This is a genomic window from Nocardia sp. NPDC059691 (assembly GCF_042733915.1).
Classification (GTDB): domain Bacteria; phylum Actinomycetota; class Actinomycetes; order Mycobacteriales; family Mycobacteriaceae; genus Nocardia; species Nocardia sichangensis.
Genome location: NZ_JBHWFB010000021.1, coordinates 21140 through 39451, shown reverse-complemented (window position 1 = coordinate 39451; position 18312 = coordinate 21140). Strand labels below are relative to the sequence as shown.

The window sequence follows — 18312 nt, the reverse complement described above, 5'->3', positions numbered from 1 at the left end:
GGAGGCGGGCCGAAGGTTCAGGATACGTGCCGGGGAGTCAGCCGTGGAACAGCCGACTCAGTTCCACGAGCCAGGGTACGGCCACGGCCTGCGTCGGCACCACCAAGATGGCGGCCGAGCCGAGGTAGGCGGCCGTGGCGATGCGCAGGTCCCCGATCCGGCCGCTCAGCCGCTGGATGCGGATGAGCGTGGTGGGGCCGCCCGCGGCGAGCGCGCCTTGCGGCGCGGTGGACTTCGCGCAGGCGACGAGGGCGCGGGCCAGCGGCTTCGGTCCGGTGACCTTGACCGCCGAGTCGTCCGCGAGCAACTCGATGAGCAGTTTCACCGAGCCGAGCGCCGCCTTGCTGCGCACCACCCGGGGGAACGCCTCGTGCACGGCCGTGAACGCCTCCAGCACGAGATCGTGCCTGGCCCGCAGGTGCGAACGTTCGTGGCTGACGATGGCGGTGACCTCGGCGTCGGCGAGATTGGTCAGAGTGCCTTCGCTGAGCACGACGCGCTGGCGCAGGCCGGGCAGGCAGTAGGCGATGGGCTCGGTGGCGGCCAGCACCCGGATGTCGGCCGCGCGCCGGTGCGGACCGCTCTGGTCCAGCAGGTCGACGAGCATGCGGTGGCGCGACCGTCGCCTGCGGGTGTGCACGCCCACCCGGATGATCGCGTAGATCAACCGGGCGCCGATCAGCAGCGTGAGCGCGAAGACGAACACGTACGCCAGCCACAGCGGCAGGCCGAGCGCGTCGATCTCCCTGGTCGGCGCGGTGGTGGGGCGGCCGTCGGGACCGGGCACGAGCAGCTCGGCGGCGATGGCCAACCCGGAGCCGAACGCGCTGAGCACGGCTGCGAGCGCGATGGCCTGCCAGAGCACCAGCGCTGCTCGGGGCGTCCGGTAGGTCCAGGTCGCCCGGCTGAGCAAGGCCGGGGCAGGCCCCGCGAGAAGCAATGCCAGTCCGGCGAATACCGGCGCGGTTGCGTTCATCGACTCAGCTCACTGCGTTGTGGGGCCAGGGCGCCCGAGGAGTCTACTGCGGCGGGGGCGGCGAGTCCTCGGTTGCTTCGAGCTTAGCGAGTGCTTCGCGCAGAGCGGCAGCCTCGTCCTTGCCGACCTGTTCCACGAAGTGCACCAGGGCCGCGGCACGGCTGCCCGCCGCGTCGGCCTGTTGCAGGGCGTCGACCATCAGGCTGGCCACGAGTTCGTCGCGGGTGTGCACCGGCGCGTAGCGGTGCGCGCGGTCGTCGCGCCGCTGGACCACGAGGTTCTTCTTCGCGAGGCGTTGCAGCACGGTCATCACCGTGGTGTACGCGAGCTCACGGCGTGCGGCGAGCGCCTCGTGCACCTGCCGGACCGTTTGTGGTTCGTCGGCCGACCACAACTGGTCCATGACCGCTTTCTCGAGTTCACCAAGACCTGCCATTCCCTAATTTTAGGTACTCAACGACGAGGATGCGTACTACAGGGTGTCGTAACTATGGAATAGCTGGTGTGTCATTTCTCATACGGCGCGGTCTCGGGCGTTGTGGCAGCCGGGCCGCCCACCTTTCCGCGCACGTGCCTGGCGCCGATCGGCACGATCATCGGGCGGCCCGACACCGGGTCCTCGAGCACCCTCGCGTCCAGGTCGAACACTTCGCGCAGCAGCTCGACCGACACCACCTCGCCGGGGGCGCCCGCGGCGACCACGCGTCCGTCGCGCATGACGACCAACTGGTCGCTGTAGCGGATCGCGAGATTGAGATCGTGCAGCACCATCACGACGGTGCGGCCGAGATCGGCGTGCAATCGGTCCACCAGGTCGAGCACCTCGATGGAGTGCGCCAGGTCCAGATAGGTGGTCGGCTCGTCGAGCAGCAGGATGTCGGTGCCCTGGGCCAGTGCCATCGAGATCCAGGCGCGCTGGCGCTGGCCGCCGGACAGCTCATCGAGCGGGCGGCCTGCGAGGTCGGCGATCCCGGTTTGTTCCAGCGCGGTCGTCACCTCGGATTCGTCGGTTCCCGACCACTGCCGGAACCAGGACTGGTGCGGGTGGCGTCCGCGGGCGACCAGATCGGCGACGGTGAGCCCTTCCGGCGCGATCGGCGACTGCGGCAGCATGCCGACGACGCGGGCGATGTCCTTGGTCTTCATCGTCGAAATAGCCTTGCCGTCCAACAACACTCGGCCTTCTCGCGGGCGCAGCAGGCGGCCGAGCGAACGCAGCAGGGTGGACTTCCCGCAACCGTTGGGCCCGATGACGGTCGTGACGACGCCGGGAGTGACGGTCAAGCTCAGCCCGTCGACGATCACCCGGTCGCCGTAGCCGAGTGTGACCGCCTCGGCGCCGAGCCGGTGCGCAGGAGCGCTCGCTCGCTCCGTGGCGTCAGGGGTGGTGATGTCCGCGATCGTCATGACAGCGTCGCCTTCCGGTTCATACGCACGAGCAGGTACAGCAGGAACGGCCCGCCGAATGCCGCGGTCACGACGCCGAGGGGAAGGTCGACCGGAAACGCCGTGCGGGACGCGACATCCGCGCCGACCACCAGGATGGCGCCGGTGACCGCGGCGCCGACCAGCGGCTCGCCCGGCGTGCGCAGCAGGCGTCGTGCGATCTGCGGCGCGGCGAGGGCGACGAAACCGACCGGCCCGACGGCGGCGGTGGCCACCGAGGTGGCCACGACCGCCGCTCCGATCAGGACGGCCTGCTGGGTCTGGATGCGCACCCCGAGCGCACGCGTGGTGTCGGACCCGAGGCGCAGCGCGGCGAGCGAGCGGGCGGAGGCGAGCGCGACGAGCGCGGCGATTCCCGCGGCGATCGCCGCGGGACCCAGGCGCGCGTTGTCGGCCGCGTTGAGCGATCCGTTCAGCCACAACTGCACGCGCTGGGCATCCGCCAGGCTGGCGCGGGTGAGCAGCCAGCTGATCCCGGCGGTAAGCAGGGCGTTCACGCCCACGCCGATCAGCACCAGCCGCAGCCCGGTGGCGCCGTACGCGCCGGTGGCGGTGCGTCCCCAGGCGAGCAGGTAGATGGCGACGGCGGTGAGCAGCCCGCCTGCCAGGGCCGCCACCGGCGCGCCGACCGAAGCGGCCAGGCCGGTGCTCGCGCCTCCGGTGCCGACCAGCACCGCGACCGCCCCCAGGCTCGCGCCCGAAGTGATGCCGAGCATGTCCGGCGCGGCCAGCGGGTTGTGCAGGATGGACTGGGTGACGGCGCCCGCGAGCCCGAGCGCGAGTCCGACCACGAGCGCGGTGAGCGCGCGCGGCAGCCGGGACTGCAGCACGATGAACCGCTGAGCCTTGGTGCCGCCGCCGGTCAGGACGTCCAGCACGCGCCCGAGCGGTAGATGGGACTCGCCCACCGCGACGTCCAGGCACAACAGTGCGAGCGCCAGCGCGATCAGGACCGCGACGATCAGGATCATCCGCGGTCGCAGCACCGTCGACACCGGCCCGACGCGCAGCGCGGGGCGGGCACTCGAGGCTCGCAGCGAGATCGTCACAGGTTCACCGGCTTTCGCCTGCGCGCGAACGCGAGGAAGAACGGCACGCCGAGCAGGGCCACCACTACGCCGACCTCCAGTTCGCCGGGGCGAGCCACCACCCGGCCCGCCACATCGGCGATCAGCAGTAGCAACGCGCCGAGCAGCCCGGAATAGGGAATCAGCCAGCGATGGTCGGGCCCGGTGATCGTCCGCGCCAGATGCGGGACGACCAGGCCGAGGAAGGCGATCGGCCCGACCGCCGCCGTCGCCGCGCCCGCCAGCAGCACGACGGCCGCCAGGCCGAGCGCGCGGCTGCGGCCGACGTGCACGCCGAGCCCACGCGCGACGTCGTCGCCGAGGCCGATCAGATTCAGTCCGGGCGCCGCCAGCACCGCCAGCAACATGCCCACGGCCAGGAACGGCAGTACCTGCCAGAACACCGCGGCGTCGCGGCCGGCGACGGCGCCGATCACCCAGAACCGGTAGGTGTCCAGCGCGGCGGCGTCGAACAGCACGACGGCGTTGGTCATGGCCTGCAGGAACGCGGTGACCGCCGCACCCGCGAGCACGAGGGTCAGCGGGCTCGCCTTGCCGCCGCCCACGGACGAGGTCGCGAACACCGCCACCCCCGCGATCAGCGCTCCGGCCAGCGCGAACCAGATGTATTGCTCCGGCGCGGCGAAGGCGAACAGGTACACGCTCAACGCGGCCAGGAACGCCGCACCCGCGTTCAGTCCGAGCAACCCGGCGTCGGCGAGCGGATTGCGGGTGTAGCCCTGGACGAGCGCGCCCGCGATTCCCAAGGCCGCCCCGCAGACCAGTGCCAACGCGGTGCGCGGCAGCCGCAGCCCTCGCACGATCTCTTCCTCGGTGGAACCGGCTGCGCAGGTGAAGGGTCCGCCGGGGCAGGTGAGCGCATGATGCACGGCGTCGTAGACGGTCCCGGGCGCGAGCGAGCGGGCGCCCACCGCCACGCCGGCCAGCACGGCGAGCAGCAGCAGGACGGTCGAGACGAGAAGTCCGGAAAGACGTCGCCGCCTCACGGTGGCAAGAGAAGTCACGGCGACGAGCTGCTCCTGAAATCAGCGATACGGTTGCTAGGTCTGGTAAGCCTAACCTATCTTCTCGGACAGGCGGGCATGGCCGAATGTCCGCCGCGCCGCGCGACGGAGCCGATCCCCAAGGAGGTTCGATGACCGAGCTCATCACCACGCCACATCGCTCGACGACGGCGTTCGGACGCGCCTGTGCCCGGCTGCGCGCGCTGCAACCGGAGCACCCGCGGGTCTATGCCGTCGCCGCGATCGCCGAGCAGGGCAAACGACGCTGGTGGCAGCTGGCGGACGGAGTGCGCGAGGGGCGCGTCGAACTCATGTACCGGCGGCATGCCGCGGAGATGATCAGTGCCGGCGTCGCGGCGGAAGTGGTTGCCACGGCGCTGATCCACGCGATAGCCGGTCGGGTGGTCGCGCTGCTCGTGGCAGAAGGGCGGGCCTGGGATCCGGGCTTGGAGAACCTCTGGATCCATACCGACAACGACGGCGGAATCGACTGGGCGGGCTTGTCGGACACCACGATTCGCGTGATCGACGGTGATCCGCTTGCGGGCGGTCCCGGTGTGGTCGCGTTGCCGTGCCCGGAGGCGATGTACGTCTGGCTCGCGCATCGCTGCGAGCCCGCGCTGACCGTCGTCCAGCGGAACCTGACTCGCTGCTCCGGTTTGAGCGCCGGGCGGTTCTGGTCCCTCGTCGGTGAATCCGTCGCGGGCGCTTCGACTTACGTGCCCGATCTGGCGCGGACCGATTCCGTCACCGGCGCGCGTCGTGGCCAGGCGCTCTTGGCGGCGATGGCCGAGCGCGGGCTGCCCGTGCGGCGATCGGGTTCTTGCTTAGTTAGGTAAGCCTGACCTATACTCATCTCCGGCGTACGGATCGCGCGAGAGTCCCGAGGGCTGCGGTGACCCCCGATCCCGTGCCGCGGCGGGCTCCACTTCCGGTGGGGCCCGCCGCTCTGTGTCGATCTCTTCGGCGGGGCACCGCCCTGGCCTGCGAATGAGGCCGCGGCGTTGCGCGCAGGGTGCTGTGCGACAGTGAATACATGACACAGCAGGAGACTCGCCAGTTCGGCTCCCTGGCGGACGTCACGCCCGAGCAGATGAACGCTTACAGCGAAGGCACCTTCGCCGACCTGATCGGCCTGCGCTACACCGAGCTGAGCCCCGATCGCGTGCGCGGCGAGTGGGTCGTGAAACCGCATCTCTACCAGCCCGCAGGCATCCAGAACGGCGGCGTGTACTGCACCGTCGTCGAGACGCTCGCCAGCATCGCCGGCGGCGTCTGGTTCGGCGACCAGGGCACGGTCGTCGGCGTGAACAACAACACCGATTTCCTGCGGGCGGTGCGCGAGGGCACCCTGACAGGCGAGGCGACCCCGCTGCATCGGGGCAGGCTGCAGCAGCTGTGGCAGGTCGTCATCACCGATGAGCAGGGCCGCGCCGTGGCGCGCGGTCAGGTGCGACTGCAGAATCTGCCGCATCGGTCCTGACCGCTCGACCGGCGACGGCGGAACGGGCGTGCCAGAATGTGCGTCACCCGTCACTGTGAACCGGTGAGGAGCCCGGATGCGACTGTCACCGCATGAGCAGGAGCGCCTGCTGCTCAGCTACGCCGCCGAGCTGGCCCGGCGCAGGCAGGCGCGCGGACTCAAGCTGAACCATCCCGAGGCGGTCGCGCTGATCACCGACCACGTGCTGGAAGGCGCGCGGGACGGGCGCACCGTCGCGGACCTGATGTCCTCGGGACGGACGGTCCTGACCCGCGACGACGTGATGGAAGGCGTGCCGGAGATGATCCCCGACGTCCAGGTCGAGGCGACCTTCCCGGACGGCACCAAGCTCGTCACCGTGCACCACCCGATCGGATAGGCGGACGGTATGTGGTTTGCGAGCGCCCCCGAGCCGGACCGAGGCCCGGCGTGATCCCCGGCGAATACCTTTGCGCCGAGGGCGTCATCGAACTGAACGTGGGCGCGCGGCGCCTCGAACTCGACGTGGTCAACACCGGCGACCGGCCGGTGCAGGTCGGCAGCCATGTGCATTTCCCGCAGGCGAACACGGCGCTGGAGTTCGACCGCGCGGCCGCGCACGGCCACCGCCTCGACATCCCGGCCGGGACCGCGGTGCGCTTCGAACCCGGCCTCGGGCAACGGGTAGGGCTGGTGCCGCTGGGCGGCGCCCGCGAGGTGCACGGGATCAGCTCGACCCCACCGGGCCGTCTCGATGGCTAGTGCGTGTGCGGACCCGCAACGGGGCGGCGCGGAGTACGCGGGCTCAGGAGGTAGGACGCGATGAGTGAGCTGAGCCGGGCGCGGTACGCCGAACTGTTCGGACCGACGACGGGCGACCGGATTCGTCTGGCGGACACCGATCTGCTGATCGAGATCACCGAGGACCGCAGCGGGGGACCGGGGCGCGCGGGCGACGAAGCCGTGTTCGGCGGCGGCAAGGTCCTGCGCGAATCCATGGGCCAGTCCCGCGCGACGCGCGCCGAGGGCGCTCCCGACACCGTGATCACCGGCGTGGTGATCATCGATCATTGGGGAATCATCAAGGCGGACGTCGGTATTCGTGACGGACGGATCAGCGCGATCGGCAAGGCGGGCAACCCCGACACCATGACCGGGGTGCACCCGGACCTGGTCGTCGGGCCGTCCACCGAGGTGATCTCCGGCAACGGCCGCATCCTCACCGCGGGCGCGATCGACTGTCACGTGCATTTCATCTGCCCGCAGCTGTTGGAGGAGGCGCTCGGCGGCGGCATCACCACCCTCATCGGCGGGGGCACCGGCCCGGCCGAGGGCAGCAAGGCGACCACCGTGACGCCCGGCGCGTGGCATCTGGCGCGCATGCTGGAGGCCACCGACGGCTGGCCGGTGAACATCGTGCTGCTCGGCAAGGGCAACACCGTCAGCGCCGAGGCCATGTGGGAGCAATTACGCGCGGGCGCATCGGGTTTCAAGCTGCACGAGGACTGGGGCTCAACGCCCGCCGCGATCGATGCCTGCCTCACCGTGGCCGAGGCGGCGGGGGTGCAGGTGGCGCTGCACTCGGACACGTTGAACGAGGCGGGTTTCGTCGAGGACACCCTCGCGGCGATCGCGGGCCGCGGCATCCACGCCTACCACACCGAGGGCGCGGGCGGCGGCCACGCGCCCGACATCATCACCGTCGCCGCCCATCCCAACGTGCTGCCCAGCTCCACCAACCCGACTCGTCCGCACACGATCAACACCCTCGACGAGCACTTGGACATGCTCATGGTGTGCCACCACCTGAGCGCGTCGATCCCGGAGGATCTGGCCTTCGCCGAAAGCCGCATCCGCCCCTCCACCATCGCGGCCGAGGACCTGCTGCACGATCTCGGCGCCATCTCGATGATCGGCAGCGATTCACAGGCCATGGGTCGCATCGGGGAGGTGGTGCTGCGCACCTGGCAGACCGCGCACGTGATGAAGCGCCGCCGCGGCGCGCTGCCGGGCGACGGCGCCGCCGACAACGCCCGGGTCCAGCGCTACGTCGCGAAATACACCATCTGCCCGGCCGTCGCGCACGGCCTGGACCACGAGATCGGGTCGGTCGAGGTGGGCAAGCTCGCCGATCTGGTGCTGTGGGAGCCGGCGTTCTTCGGTGTCCGCCCGCATGCCGTCCTCAAGGGCGGCGCGATCGCCTGGGCCGCGATGGGCGACGCCAACGCCTCCATCCCCACGCCGCAGCCGGTGCTGCCGCGCCCCATGTTCGGCGCCGCCCCGGCGGCCGCCGCCGCGACCTCACTGCATTTCGTCTCCGAGCAGGCGATCGAGGACGGCCTCGCCGACCGGTTGCGGGTCCAGCGCAGACTGGTTCCGGTCCGCGACGTCCGTGGCGTGCGGAAGACGGATCTGCCGAACAACGACGCCATGCCGCGCATCGAAGTCGAGCCGGACACTTTCACCGTCCGCATCGACGGCGAGGTCTGGCGCGAACAACCCGCCACCGAATTGCCCATGGCCCAGCGCTATTTCCTGTTCTGACCGGCGCGGGTACGGGTTCGACCGATCGGTCGGTCCTCGCCGGGCTTGCCGAACTCCTCGATCAGCACCGGATACTGCTCCCCGCCGTGTCCCGCGACGCTCTCGCCGACTACATCGACGCCGCCGAGCGAACGGCCGCCGACAACTACCCGCCCTTCGCCGCCTCCGCTTGAACACCTTGCGAGTCGCGCACGGCTGCGACGAGGTACGAGAGGACGTCTCAATGGTGTGCCACTCGTGGACGCCGGGCGTATAGTCCGCTGGACCTGGAGCAAGGGAGGGAAGCATGCCTCGACCGGGCGAGCGTAAGGCGGCGCGTCGGGCGCTGACGGGTGTGGTCGGCGCGGGGACGTTTCTGGCCGCGATGTTCGTGACCTCCGCGGCCGCGCCGCTGCCGTCCGACGGCGGTGTCACGGTCACCTTGAACGACTACTGCCAGGATTCCGGTGCGGTGGGCCGCCTCGCGGACGGCCGGACCGTCTACTGCACGCAGGTACAGAACACCGACGCGTTCGTGTGGTCCTTCAGCCGGAATCCGATCCCTCGCGACCCGAATACGCGCGGCTACACCTGCGACGGCGATGCCTGCCACTGGCCCGACGGCAGCGCCGTCCCGAACTACCAGCGATGCGGTGTTCTCTGCGGCGAGCCGCCCACCAATGGCGACGTGCAGAGCGGACTCTACGACTGCCTTCGAACCGGAGCCGAATTCGAGGAGTGCGAACGCCGGATCCGATGAGGGGCACCTAGGAACGGATCCGAGAACTAGGTGAGCCGGTGCTCGTGGATCGGTGCGCTCAACCCGGTGCCGTTGAGGTCCAGGTACAGCAGGCGCTCGGTGACGGACACGGTCACGGTGTTGCGGCGTTCGGTCGCGGCGACGGCGGAATCGATGAAGTCGCGATCGAAGCTGTAGAGCGGTATCGCTTCGGCGCGATGGATGCGCTTGCCGGGGAGTTGCGCCAGCACCTTGGCCGGGTCGCGGTGAGTGTAGACGGCGACCCGGTCGGCGAGTTTGCTGCCTCGGTGCACCCGCTCCGCGTCCGGAGCGCCGACTTCGATCCAGGCGGTGAGGCGGCCGGTGAGGTCGCGCACCAGCACCGCTGGCTCGTCGGTGGAGGAGACCCCACCGTCACTGAAGGCGATGCCCTCCTCGTATTCGAGGCAATAGGCGAGCACGCGGGTCAGCATGAACTCCGCGGATTCGGACGGGTGCCGCGCCACCCGCAACTCCAGCTCCTGGTAGACGCCCCGATCGACGTCGGCCAACTGGACGGCGAAGTTGTGCAATGTCGCGCTGAGTGCCATAGCTGCAAGAGCTTATCGCCGCCCGGTGATCAGCCCCGAGGCAGCGCGGTAGCGATGATTTCGCAAGCTGTCGGCGATGGGCCGGACGATCCGGTGTCCGATGAATGTCATTGACGACGCTTAGGATTCGGCGGTGACACTTACTCGTGACGACTTGGCCGGATACGTCGAGCGCGACCTCGACGCCGACCTGGCCAGATGGTTCGCCGATCGGCCGCTGGTCACCGTGCCGGAGGAGACCCGGCCGGTGGCGCCCTTCCTCGAACGGCTGGCGCCTTCGTCCGCGGCGGCGCTGGCGGCTTTCGATCGCCGGGTGCGGTCCGGGCGGATGCCGCGGTTCCTGGATGTCCACGACTGGTCCTACGGTTTCGACTTCGCCGGAAATGACTGCGGCATAGTGGATTCCGACTACGAGACCGAGCTCACCGACGACGACGTGTATTCGATCGGCGCGGACGGCGGCGGCAACCTGTACGTGGTGCTCAGCAACGGGCAGATCGCGATCTGGTTCCACGAGGAGGAAGTGGTCGAGGAGGGCACTCGTTTCGACGACCTCGATGTCTTCCTCTGGTCGGTGGTGCGTTTCCACGCGGTGCGGGCCGGGGTGCTGGAGCGCGAGGCGGTCGAGGCGGACTTCCTGGCGCTGGGACAGGACGGCGCGCTCGAGCCGAACCTCGGGTTGCTGCGCTCGATGAAGTAGCGCGCGCTCAGTCTTCGCCCGCTCGCCGCTGAAACGGTAGCTCGGCTCGGAAGACGTCCCGCAGCCAGGGAGCTCGGCGGTGATGCGGGCGGCTGCGGTCGGCCCAGAGCGGATTGGATTCGTCACGGCGGTAGACCGCGAGTTGCCCGGCGATGCGGAAGTGCAGTCGGGTGGCTTTGCCGACCACCTCGCCATCGGTCGCCAGCGACTCCGGCGTGGGTAACTGCACGAAGAGTTCGGGCAATTGGCGTTCGCCGTAGACCTTGCTGTGGCCGATCGCCGCCAGCAACAGCGCGAGTACGGCGCGGGTGCGCGACCAGCGCAGATCGGCGCGCAGCCAGCGGATATCGAGTAGTCCGGCGTCGAGCCGGTCACGGAAGGCGGGCACCGCGCCGTGCGGGTGGTAGGGACCGTTGCCGACGAACAGGAACCACACCCGCTGCCAGCGTCCGTCCAGGCAGATCTCGATCGGCTCGGCCCGGTGCAGGGTCACCACGAGCGCGGCGGCGAAGGCGGGCCATTTGCCCCAGCGTGACTGCCACTTCTCGCGCAGCTGCACCAGGTCCGGATAGGCGCCGAGGCTGGCGGTGTTGATCAGATGCCGGGTGCGGGAACCGGTGTCGTCCTCGCATTCGACGCAGGCGATGTCCACCGCCACCGCCTCGCCGACACCGGTGGCATCGATTACTTCGCGCAGGTCGTAGACGCCGAGATCGCGGGCGAAGTGGTTGAGCGTGCCGGTGGGGATGACGACCAGCGGCAGCTCGTGGCGCAACGCGACCGCGGCCACCGCGGCCACCGTGCCGTCACCACCGGCGACGCCGACCGCAAGCACCGGTTCGCCGTGCTCGGCGATGGCCCGCTCGAGCTGGTCGGCGCAGTCCAGATCGGGCTGCGTGCGCAGCACGGTGGCGGCGGGCAGGGCCGCGACCACGTCGTCGGTGGGATCGTAATTCGGGTCACCGGACACCGGATTCACCATGACCACCAGGCCTTTGCCCTCCACCAGCGCGGGCACTTCGCGAACCGGACGGGCCTGCGCCTCATCGGATTCGCGTACCGGCCACCAGCGTCGCGTGGCCAGGGCGACACCGGAACCCACGGCCGCTCCGACGAGCACATCGGAACTCCAGTGCACACCGGTGTGCACCCGAGAGTAGGCGACGGTGGCGGCCAGCGGGGCGACAGCCAGTGCGGTACGGGGACTTTCCAGAGCGACAGCGGTGGCGAATGCCGCGGCGCAAGCGCTGTGTCCCGAGGGGAAGGAGGAGGAGCGCGGGGTCGGAACGAGTCGCCGGTGCACCGGCAGGAGTTCGGCGGCAGGCCTGCGCCGGGCGATCAGCGACTTGAGGCCCACGTTGACGACGAGACTGGCTCCGGCGACGGAGACGACGCCGCGCAGCGCGGCCCGCCGCGGCGCGCCTTGGCGGGAGGCGAGCAGCGTCGCGAGAACCAGCCACAGTCCGCTGAAATTCGCGCTGCCGGTGAGCCGCAGCAATCCGTGGTCGACCACCGAGGCAGGCAGTTCGGCGACCGCGCCGCCGATCGCTCGATCGATTCGTCCGATGCCGTGAAACTTCCGGCGCACCCAGCTACTCACTCGTCCGACATTACCGATCACCGCGCACACAAACGTGGACGCACAGCGGACTCCCGCGGTGTCGGCGAGGCCTAGGGCTCGGCGAGAGGTCGTGGAGCCGACACCTGCCACGAGAACCGATGTTGCGAAGGAATTCTCGAGAAGCCGACTGCCAGTTGCCGGGAATTCGAAAGGGATGCCGATGAAGGCGATCGTCGGTGCGGGCGGTCACATTGATCGCCGTGAGCGTGGCGGCTACGGGTTGACAGGGCGGATCGGATGCGGCCTCCGAACAAAGCCGGTCACCCCGGCCGATCGATTGCCGATGTCCGCCGAACCGAGGCCGCGACGGGTGGTGACGCCACGCATGCTCCCGCGAAAACACCTGTCACCAGCGGGACAGGGCGATGTGTCGATCCCGGCTCCCGCATGGCAGCTCGGCGGCGCCCGCGGTCGCGACGATTTGTGGTCGCCTGATCTTCTGATCGCCGATTCGTCCGCACTCCGCGCAGCACGCGGCTATCGTAGCGATGCGAGATTGCTGAAAAGTTGCTGATGCGCCGCATCGGCGGGTGGGCGTGGCATGTCTCAGCTAGTGAAGCCATTGCCGGGCAGGGGATGCCGCAATGGCGTCGGTCGGCGCGAGGTGTGCGGCGGCGAGGTCCGCCATCGGCGACAGCGGCGCATGTGCAACCGATGGTTGCGCTATGCCCGGTGGTCGACTAACGTCAAGCGCAACCAAACGTTGCATATGGAGGTCGTGAATATGGAGTACGGCAGCGTCGAACGCGAGATACACGTCGACGCCTCGCCCGAGGTGGTCTTCGAGGTCGTCAGCAGCCCGGAGCACATCTCCGAATGGTGGAGCGACGACGCCGAGTTCGATACGGCGCCCGGTGCGGTCGGCGAACTCGTCTGGGGCGACCGCGTCGATGTCGTCCCGATCAGGGTGGTGCGGGCCGAGCCGCCGCGATTGTTCTCGTTCCGCTGGTGCTATCCGGGCGGTGCGATCGACGATTCCGCCGCCTCGCTGCTGGTCACTTTCGAACTCACCCCGTCGGGCGCGGGTACCAGGATCCGGCTCACCGAGACGGGGTTCCGGGAAATGGGTTGGGAGGCGGCGAAACTCGAGGAGCAGTACCGCGACCACAGCGTGGGATGGGACACCTTCGTCCCCCGCCTCGGGGAGTACATCGTGCGGCTGGTGTCGACGCCGTGACCGCCGCGGTCGACGACGACCTGTGGTCCGCCATCGGGGACCCGATGCGCAGGCGGATGCTCGATCTGCTCCTCGCGGAGGGGAACGGCACGGCCACCAGCCTCAGTGAGCGGCTGCCCGTCACGCGGCAGGCGGTCGCCAAACATCTCGTCGTGCTCGACCGCGTCGGTTTGGTGCACGGCACGCCCGCCGGGCGGGAGCGGCGGTACCGGGTGGACGAGGCGCAACTCGCGCGCGCGGTCGCTCAGTTGTCCGCGGTCGGGGCGGCGTGGGACGCCAGGCTCCGGCGTATCAAGCGCATCGCGGAGGCGATTCAGCGCAGACAAGACCAGCAGTGAGATCACGCGGTTGCGAGAACAACGGAAAGAGGAATCGAAATGGTGGACATTCTGCACAAAGTGGGCATCGAGTCGCCGGTGGACGAGGTCTACGCCGCCTTGACCACCACCGAGGGGCTCGCCGGGTGGTGGACGGCCGATACCGAGGGGGACGGCGGCGAGCTCGGCGGCTTGCTCGAATTCCGCTTCGCGGCAGGTGGATTCGACATGCGGGTGCGCGAGCTCGACCCGGGAAAGCGAGTGCTGTGGGAGGTGGTCGGCGGGCCCGACGAGTGGATCGGGACCCAGGTGGACTGGAGCCTCGAGCAGGCGGGCGACTACACCACCGTGCTCTTCGCCCACCGGGGGTGGAAGGAGCCGGTGGACTTCATGCACCACTGCAGCACCAAGTGGGCGGTCTACCTGCTGAGCCTGAAATCGCTGATCGAAACCGAGAAGGGCGCTCCGCATCCCCACGACGTCAAGATCGACAGCTGGGATTGACGCGCCGCGCGGGAAGTTCGGGGGCACCGCGACGGCATTTCGCACCGGCGGCATCGCCACCGGTGCGGATGCTGTCGCCCGTCGGCCGGTCGGCGTACCTTGCCGTGAGCCGTTCGAGCTCGATGGCCGCACGTTTCCGATACGCGGTCAGGGGGTGAGGATGGTCTTCCCGATGGCCGTGCGGTCTTCGAACGCCCGATGGGCGGTCGCCGCTTCGGTCAGGGGCAGCACCGTGCCGATGACGGGGGTGAGTTCACCGCGCACCGTGAGGTCCTCGGCTCGGCGGGCCAGCTCCGGCCACCGTTGCGGGCGATATCCGAGGCTGAAGGGAATCAGCGAGGCGCCGACCGGTAGAAGTTGCTCCGAGCTGATCTCGACCGCGACGCCGCTGGCCGAGCCGAAGACCACCATGCGGGCGCGCGGTTTCGTGAGCAGGCTGTAAGCCTCCCGAGCCGTCTGTCCGCCGACGGTCTCGAGCACGACCGACACCGGACCGGCCTCCTCGGTCCATCCCGGTCGCGTGTAGTCCACGGTGGCATCGGCGCCGAGGTCGGCGGCCAGCTGCCGCTTCGCGGCCCCGCTCGCACCGGCGACGACCCGGGCTCCGGCTCGTTTGGCCAACTGGATCAACAGGGTTCCGATTCCTCCGCCTGCCGCCTCCACCAGAACCGTGTCCTCGGGCCCGATTTCCGCGGCTTCGATCAATCCAACGGCCGTCGCGCCCTGGCCGAGCAGCGCGAGGGCTTGATGCTCGCCGAGGCGATCGTCGAGCGGTACGGCCGCCGCCGCCGGAATGCGCACCAGCTCCGCGTAACTGCCGGAGGCGACCGTGCCGACCACTCTTTCGCCGATGCGGCGGGTCTCGACGCCGGGACCGACCGCGGCCACCGTCCCGGCTACTTCGATGCCGGGCGTGTGCGGCAGCGGCAGGCCGAGCGGATCCGGGGTCACCCCGGCGCGCACCTGCACCTCGAAGTAGTTGACTCCGGTGGCCGTGGCCCGGACGAGCAGTTCGCCCTCGCCCGGCGTGGGATCGTCGACCTCCTCGACTCGCAGCACTTCCGGGCCGCCGTACTCGTGATAGCGGACTGCGCGCATGAGATTCACCTTTCCGAATACGGACTGTCGGTCCGTTTAGCGTGCCGCTATGATACGGACTACGGGTCCGCTTATGTCAACTGGAGAGGTCAGCGATGCGCGCCGACGCCGAACGCAACCGGGCCGCGATTCTCGCCGTAGCCGGGCGTCTGATCTGCGATGAGCAGCGCGACAACGTCTGCATGGACGAGATCGCGGCAGCCGCCGGAGTCGGGAAGGGCACGCTGTTCCGCCGATTCACCGACCGCGAAGGGCTGATTCGCGCGCTGTTCGACGACCGGACCGGCCGGGCTTGGGCGGCCGTCCGCGACCTCGCCGCGGATCCCGCCGTGCCGGTGGACGAGCGGATACAGACGTTCGTCGCCACGGTGTTCGACCTCACGGTGGTCGAGTTGCAGCCGTTGACGCGCGCCCTGCCCGACGGCTGTCGGTCCGAGACCTGGGCGCCGTGGCGGGCGCTGCTGGCGGAGTTGATCGCCCAGGTCGTCCCGGATGCCGACGCGGAGTTCCTGGCCATGGCGATCTTCGCGAGCATGCGTCCGGAGATCACCGACATGACCTCCCCGCAACGCCATCGGGAGGGCGTGCTCGCCTTGACGGCTCGCGTTCTCCGGTCAGGGTAGCGGCGTCGATCGCCGCCACCCTGCTCGCGAGCGCCCAGTCAGGCGCCGACGTAGGCCGCGAGATGTTCGCCGGTGAGAGTGGAGCGGGCGGCGACGAGGTCGGCGGGAGTGCCCTGGAAGACGACCCGGCCGCCGTCGTGTCCCGCCCCAGGACCGAGGTCGATGATCCAGTCCGCATGCGCCATGACCGCTTGGTGGTGCTCGATGACGATGACCGACTTGCCGGAGTCGACGAGCCGGTCGAGCAGGCCGAGCAACTGCTCGACATCGGCGAGATGCAGGCCGGTGGTCGGCTCGTCGAGGACGTAGACGCCGCCCTTCTCGGCCATGTGCGTGGCCAGCTTGAGCCGTTGCCGCTCGCCGCCGGACAGCGTGGTGAGCGGCTGACCGAGGCTGAGGTAGCCCAGCCCGACGTCGGCGAGCCTGCTCAGGATGGCGTGCGCGGCCGGGGTGCGGGCGGCCTCGGTGCCGAAGAACTCCTCGGCCTCGAGCACCGACATCGCGAGCACTTCGCTGATGTCGCGGCCGCCGAGGTGGTATTCCAGCACCGACGCCTGGTATCGCTTGCCCTCGCACTCCTCGCAAGTGGTGGCGACACCTGCCATCATCCCCAAATCGGTGTAGACGACGCCCGCGCCGTTGCAGGTGGGGCACGCTCCTTCGGAATTGGCGCTGAACAGCGCGGGCTTCACCCCGTTGGCCTTGGCGAACGCCTTGCGGATCGGCTCCAGCAATCCGGTGTAGGTCGCCGGATTACTGCGCCGCGAGCCGCGGATGGGCGCCTGATCCACCGCGACCACGCCTTCGCTCGCGGGGATCGACCCGTGCACCAGCGAGCTCTTGCCGGACCCCGCCACGCCGGTGATGGCGACGAGCACACCCAGCGGAATGTCGACGTCGACATCGCGCAGGTTGTTCGCTTTCGCGCCGCGGATCTCGAGCTTGCCGCTCGGCTCGCGCACGGTGGCCTTGAGCGCGGCCCGGTCGTCGAAATGGTGGCCGGTGACGGTGCCGCTGGCCCGTAGCCCCTCGACGCTGCCCTCGAAGCAGACGGTGCCGCCCGCCGTGCCCGCTCCCGGACCGAGGTCGACGACATGGTCGGCGATCACGATCGTCTCCGGCTTGTGCTCCACGACGAGCACCGTGTTTCCCTTGTCCCGCAGCCGCAGCAGCAGGTTGTTCATCCGCTGGATGTCATGGGGATGCAGGCCGATGGTCGGCTCGTCGAAGACATAGGTGACGTCGGTGAGCGAGGAGCCGAGGTGGCGGATCATCTTGGTGCGCTGGGCCTCACCGCCCGATAGTGTGCCGGAGGGCCGGTCCAGCGAGAGGTAGCCCAACCCGATCTCCACGAACGAGTCGAGAGTGTGCCGCAGCGCGCCCAGCAGCGGCGCCACCGACGGCTCGCTCAGGCCGCCGACCCATTCGGCGAGGTCGCTGATCTGCATGGCGCAGGCGTCGGCGATGCTGATGCCCGCGATCTTCGACGAGCGCGCCGCCTCGGTGAGCCGGGTGCCGTCGCACTCGGGACAGGTCGTGAAGGTGACCGCGCGGTCCACGAACGCCCGGATGTGCGGCTGCATCGCCTCCCGGTCCTTGGACAGGAACGACTTCTGGATCTTGGGGATCAGCCCCTCGTAAGTGAGATTGACCCCCTCGATCTTCACCTTGGTGGGCTCCTTGTAGAGGAAGTCCTGCATCTCCCTCTTGGTGTACTTGCGGATCGGCTTGTTCGGATCGACGAAACCCGACTCCGCGTAGACCCGCACCGTCCAGAAGCTGTCCGACTTCCAGCCCGGGATGGTGAACGCGCCTTCGGCGAGCGACTTGGAATCGTCGTAGAGCTGGGTGAGGTCGATATCGGACACCGAGCCCCGGCCCTCGCAGCGCGGGCACATCCCGCCGGTGATGCTGAAGCTGCGGCGCTCCTTCACGGTCCTTCCGGAACGTTCGGTCGTGACCGCGCCCGCCCCGCTGATCGAGGCGACGTTGAAGGAGAAAGCCTGGGGCGAGCCGATGTGCGGCTTTCCGAGCCTGCTGAAGAGAATGCGCAGCATGGCATTGGCGTCGGTGGCGGTGCCGACCGTGGAGCGCGGGTCGGAACCCATGCGTTGCTGATCGACGATGATCGCGGTGGTCAGCCCCTCGAGCACGTCGACCTCGGGCCGTGCCAGCGTCGGCATGAAGCCCTGGACGAACGCGCTGTAGGTCTCGTTGATCAGCCGCTGCGACTCCGCGGCGATCGTGCTGAACACCAGTGAGCTCTTGCCCGAGCCGGAGACGCCGGTGAACACCGTCAGCCTTCGCTTCGGAATCTCGATGCTGACATCCTCGAGGTTGTTCTCGCGCGCGCCGTGCACGCGGATCAAATCGTGGCTGTCCGCGGCGTGCGGCGCGGGCGACTGCGTGTCCGTCGTCGTGGCCGTGCTCATCGTGTCTCCATC

Annotated in this window: 21 protein-coding genes; 12 read left to right on the top strand and 9 right to left on the bottom strand. The window is 69.4% G+C overall.

Going from position 1 to position 18312, the window contains the following annotated elements:
* Window positions 1-37 precede the first annotated feature (37 nt).
* The 5 genes from ACFV2O_RS34015 to ACFV2O_RS33995 form a co-directional block, all read right to left on the bottom strand.
* Window positions 38-976, bottom strand: coding sequence for a M56 family metallopeptidase (locus ACFV2O_RS34015; protein WP_355078475.1), 939 nt, complete (start codon window positions 974-976; stop codon window positions 38-40).
* A gap of 43 nt (window positions 977-1019) precedes the next feature.
* Window positions 1020-1412, bottom strand: coding sequence for a BlaI/MecI/CopY family transcriptional regulator (locus ACFV2O_RS34010; RefSeq protein ID WP_043690252.1), 393 nt, complete (start codon window positions 1410-1412; stop codon window positions 1020-1022).
* 71 nt (window positions 1413-1483) lie between these two features.
* Window positions 1484-2383 (bottom strand): ABC transporter ATP-binding protein, encoded by a 900-nt coding sequence (locus ACFV2O_RS34005; RefSeq protein ID WP_379255742.1) that lies wholly within the window; start codon window positions 2381-2383, stop codon window positions 1484-1486.
* On the bottom strand, window positions 2380-3471 hold the full coding sequence (locus tag ACFV2O_RS34000) for a FecCD family ABC transporter permease (protein WP_379255740.1): 1092 nt from the start codon (window positions 3469-3471) through the stop codon (window positions 2380-2382). Before ACFV2O_RS34000 ends, ACFV2O_RS34005 begins: the two co-directional genes overlap by 4 nt.
* Entirely contained in the window at window positions 3468-4514 is a 1047-nt protein-coding gene (locus ACFV2O_RS33995; RefSeq protein ID WP_379255738.1) for a FecCD family ABC transporter permease, read from the bottom strand. The genes ACFV2O_RS34000 and ACFV2O_RS33995 overlap by 4 nt, the downstream gene beginning before the upstream one ends.
* Window positions 4515-4645: 131 nt before the next feature.
* On the opposite strand from ACFV2O_RS33995, the gene ACFV2O_RS33990 reads away from it, so the two are divergent.
* The 6 genes from ACFV2O_RS33990 to ACFV2O_RS33965 all read left to right on the top strand — a co-directional run bounded on the left by ACFV2O_RS33990 (window position 4646) and on the right by ACFV2O_RS33965 (window position 9259).
* A complete protein-coding gene (locus ACFV2O_RS33990; protein WP_379255736.1) occupies window positions 4646-5353 on the top strand; it encodes a hypothetical protein in 708 nt (235 codons plus the stop codon).
* Window positions 5354-5607: 254 nt separating this feature from the next.
* Window positions 5608-5997 (top strand): PaaI family thioesterase, encoded by a 390-nt coding sequence (locus ACFV2O_RS33985; RefSeq protein WP_379255825.1) that lies wholly within the window; start codon window positions 5608-5610, stop codon window positions 5995-5997.
* Between the two features lie 76 nt (window positions 5998-6073).
* Complete coding sequence (locus ACFV2O_RS33980) at window positions 6074-6376, top strand: urease subunit gamma (RefSeq protein WP_039797870.1); 303 nt, start codon at window positions 6074-6076, stop codon at window positions 6374-6376.
* 50 nt (window positions 6377-6426) lie between these two features.
* Window positions 6427-6738 carry an urease subunit beta gene (locus tag ACFV2O_RS33975; RefSeq protein ID WP_379255734.1) on the top strand — a complete coding sequence of 104 codons (312 nt, stop codon included), beginning with the start codon at window positions 6427-6429 and terminating at the stop codon, window positions 6736-6738.
* Window positions 6739-6798: 60 nt separating this feature from the next.
* The gene (locus ACFV2O_RS33970; protein ID WP_379255732.1) at window positions 6799-8520 is read left to right on the top strand and encodes an urease subunit alpha; all 1722 of its coding nucleotides are present in this window, start codon (window positions 6799-6801) and stop codon (window positions 8518-8520) included.
* Between the two features lie 286 nt (window positions 8521-8806).
* Complete coding sequence (locus ACFV2O_RS33965; RefSeq protein WP_364436589.1) at window positions 8807-9259, top strand: hypothetical protein; 453 nt, start codon at window positions 8807-8809, stop codon at window positions 9257-9259.
* A gap of 26 nt (window positions 9260-9285) precedes the next feature.
* Here ACFV2O_RS33965 and ACFV2O_RS33960 read toward each other — a convergent pair whose 3' ends face one another.
* Complete coding sequence (locus ACFV2O_RS33960) at window positions 9286-9828, bottom strand: YaeQ family protein (protein ID WP_379255731.1); 543 nt, start codon at window positions 9826-9828, stop codon at window positions 9286-9288.
* A gap of 133 nt (window positions 9829-9961) precedes the next feature.
* Between ACFV2O_RS33960 and ACFV2O_RS33955 the strand changes: the two genes are divergently transcribed.
* Window positions 9962-10528 (top strand): hypothetical protein, encoded by a 567-nt coding sequence (locus ACFV2O_RS33955; RefSeq protein ID WP_379255729.1) that lies wholly within the window; start codon window positions 9962-9964, stop codon window positions 10526-10528.
* 7 nt (window positions 10529-10535) lie between these two features.
* Here ACFV2O_RS33955 and ACFV2O_RS33950 read toward each other — a convergent pair whose 3' ends face one another.
* Complete coding sequence (locus ACFV2O_RS33950) at window positions 10536-12128, bottom strand: bifunctional phosphatase PAP2/diacylglycerol kinase family protein (RefSeq protein ID WP_379255727.1); 1593 nt, start codon at window positions 12126-12128, stop codon at window positions 10536-10538.
* Window positions 12129-12309: 181 nt separating this feature from the next.
* Here ACFV2O_RS33950 and ACFV2O_RS33945 point away from each other — a divergent pair, with 181 nt between their 5' ends.
* The 4 genes from ACFV2O_RS33945 to ACFV2O_RS33930 all read left to right on the top strand — a co-directional run bounded on the left by ACFV2O_RS33945 (window position 12310) and on the right by ACFV2O_RS33930 (window position 14147).
* A complete protein-coding gene (locus ACFV2O_RS33945) occupies window positions 12310-12663 on the top strand; it encodes a hypothetical protein (RefSeq protein ID WP_379255725.1) in 354 nt (117 codons plus the stop codon).
* 210 nt (window positions 12664-12873) lie between these two features.
* A complete protein-coding gene (locus ACFV2O_RS33940; protein WP_379255724.1) occupies window positions 12874-13326 on the top strand; it encodes an SRPBCC family protein in 453 nt (150 codons plus the stop codon).
* Window positions 13323-13664 carry a metalloregulator ArsR/SmtB family transcription factor gene (locus ACFV2O_RS33935; protein WP_356968549.1) on the top strand — a complete coding sequence of 114 codons (342 nt, stop codon included), beginning with the start codon at window positions 13323-13325 and terminating at the stop codon, window positions 13662-13664. Before ACFV2O_RS33940 ends, ACFV2O_RS33935 begins: the two co-directional genes overlap by 4 nt.
* A 39-nt stretch (window positions 13665-13703) precedes the next feature.
* A complete protein-coding gene (locus ACFV2O_RS33930; protein ID WP_379255722.1) occupies window positions 13704-14147 on the top strand; it encodes an SRPBCC domain-containing protein in 444 nt (147 codons plus the stop codon).
* Between the two features lie 147 nt (window positions 14148-14294).
* Here ACFV2O_RS33930 and ACFV2O_RS33925 read toward each other — a convergent pair whose 3' ends face one another.
* Entirely contained in the window at window positions 14295-15245 is a 951-nt protein-coding gene (locus ACFV2O_RS33925; RefSeq protein ID WP_379255720.1) for a zinc-binding alcohol dehydrogenase family protein, read from the bottom strand.
* A 95-nt stretch (window positions 15246-15340) separates the two neighbouring features.
* Here ACFV2O_RS33925 and ACFV2O_RS33920 point away from each other — a divergent pair, with 95 nt between their 5' ends.
* Window positions 15341-15868 carry a TetR/AcrR family transcriptional regulator gene (locus ACFV2O_RS33920; protein ID WP_379255719.1) on the top strand — a complete coding sequence of 176 codons (528 nt, stop codon included), beginning with the start codon at window positions 15341-15343 and terminating at the stop codon, window positions 15866-15868.
* 38 nt (window positions 15869-15906) lie between these two features.
* Here the strand turns inward: ACFV2O_RS33920 and ACFV2O_RS33915 are convergent, their stop codons facing one another.
* Window positions 15907-18300: an ATP-binding cassette domain-containing protein gene (locus tag ACFV2O_RS33915; RefSeq protein ID WP_379255718.1), complete on the bottom strand. Its 2394-nt coding sequence runs from the start codon at window positions 18298-18300 to the stop codon at window positions 15907-15909.
* Between the last annotated feature and the right edge of the window lie 12 nt (window positions 18301-18312).

Coding starts and splice junctions, on each gene's coding strand:
- ACFV2O_RS34015 (WP_355078475.1), bottom strand. CDS start 976: ATGAACGCAACCGCGCCGGTATTCGCCGGACTGGCATTGCTTCTCGCG.
- ACFV2O_RS34010 (WP_043690252.1), bottom strand. CDS start 1,412: ATGGCAGGTCTTGGTGAACTCGAGAAAGCGGTCATGGACCAGTTGTGG.
- ACFV2O_RS34005 (WP_379255742.1), bottom strand. CDS start 2,383: ATGACGATCGCGGACATCACCACCCCTGACGCCACGGAGCGAGCGAGC.
- ACFV2O_RS33990 (WP_379255736.1), top strand. CDS start 4,646: ATGACCGAGCTCATCACCACGCCACATCGCTCGACGACGGCGTTCGGA.
- ACFV2O_RS33985 (WP_379255825.1), top strand. CDS start 5,608: ATGAACGCTTACAGCGAAGGCACCTTCGCCGACCTGATCGGCCTGCGC.
- ACFV2O_RS33980 (WP_039797870.1), top strand. CDS start 6,074: ATGCGACTGTCACCGCATGAGCAGGAGCGCCTGCTGCTCAGCTACGCC.
- ACFV2O_RS33970 (WP_379255732.1), top strand. CDS start 6,799: ATGAGTGAGCTGAGCCGGGCGCGGTACGCCGAACTGTTCGGACCGACG.
- ACFV2O_RS33965 (WP_364436589.1), top strand. CDS start 8,807: ATGCCTCGACCGGGCGAGCGTAAGGCGGCGCGTCGGGCGCTGACGGGT.
- ACFV2O_RS33960 (WP_379255731.1), bottom strand. CDS start 9,828: ATGGCACTCAGCGCGACATTGCACAACTTCGCCGTCCAGTTGGCCGAC.
- ACFV2O_RS33945 (WP_379255725.1), top strand. CDS start 12,310: ATGAAGGCGATCGTCGGTGCGGGCGGTCACATTGATCGCCGTGAGCGT.
- ACFV2O_RS33940 (WP_379255724.1), top strand. CDS start 12,874: ATGGAGTACGGCAGCGTCGAACGCGAGATACACGTCGACGCCTCGCCC.
- ACFV2O_RS33930 (WP_379255722.1), top strand. CDS start 13,704: ATGGTGGACATTCTGCACAAAGTGGGCATCGAGTCGCCGGTGGACGAG.
- ACFV2O_RS33925 (WP_379255720.1), bottom strand. CDS start 15,245: ATGCGCGCAGTCCGCTATCACGAGTACGGCGGCCCGGAAGTGCTGCGA.
- ACFV2O_RS33920 (WP_379255719.1), top strand. CDS start 15,341: ATGCGCGCCGACGCCGAACGCAACCGGGCCGCGATTCTCGCCGTAGCC.
- ACFV2O_RS33915 (WP_379255718.1), bottom strand. CDS start 18,300: ATGAGCACGGCCACGACGACGGACACGCAGTCGCCCGCGCCGCACGCC.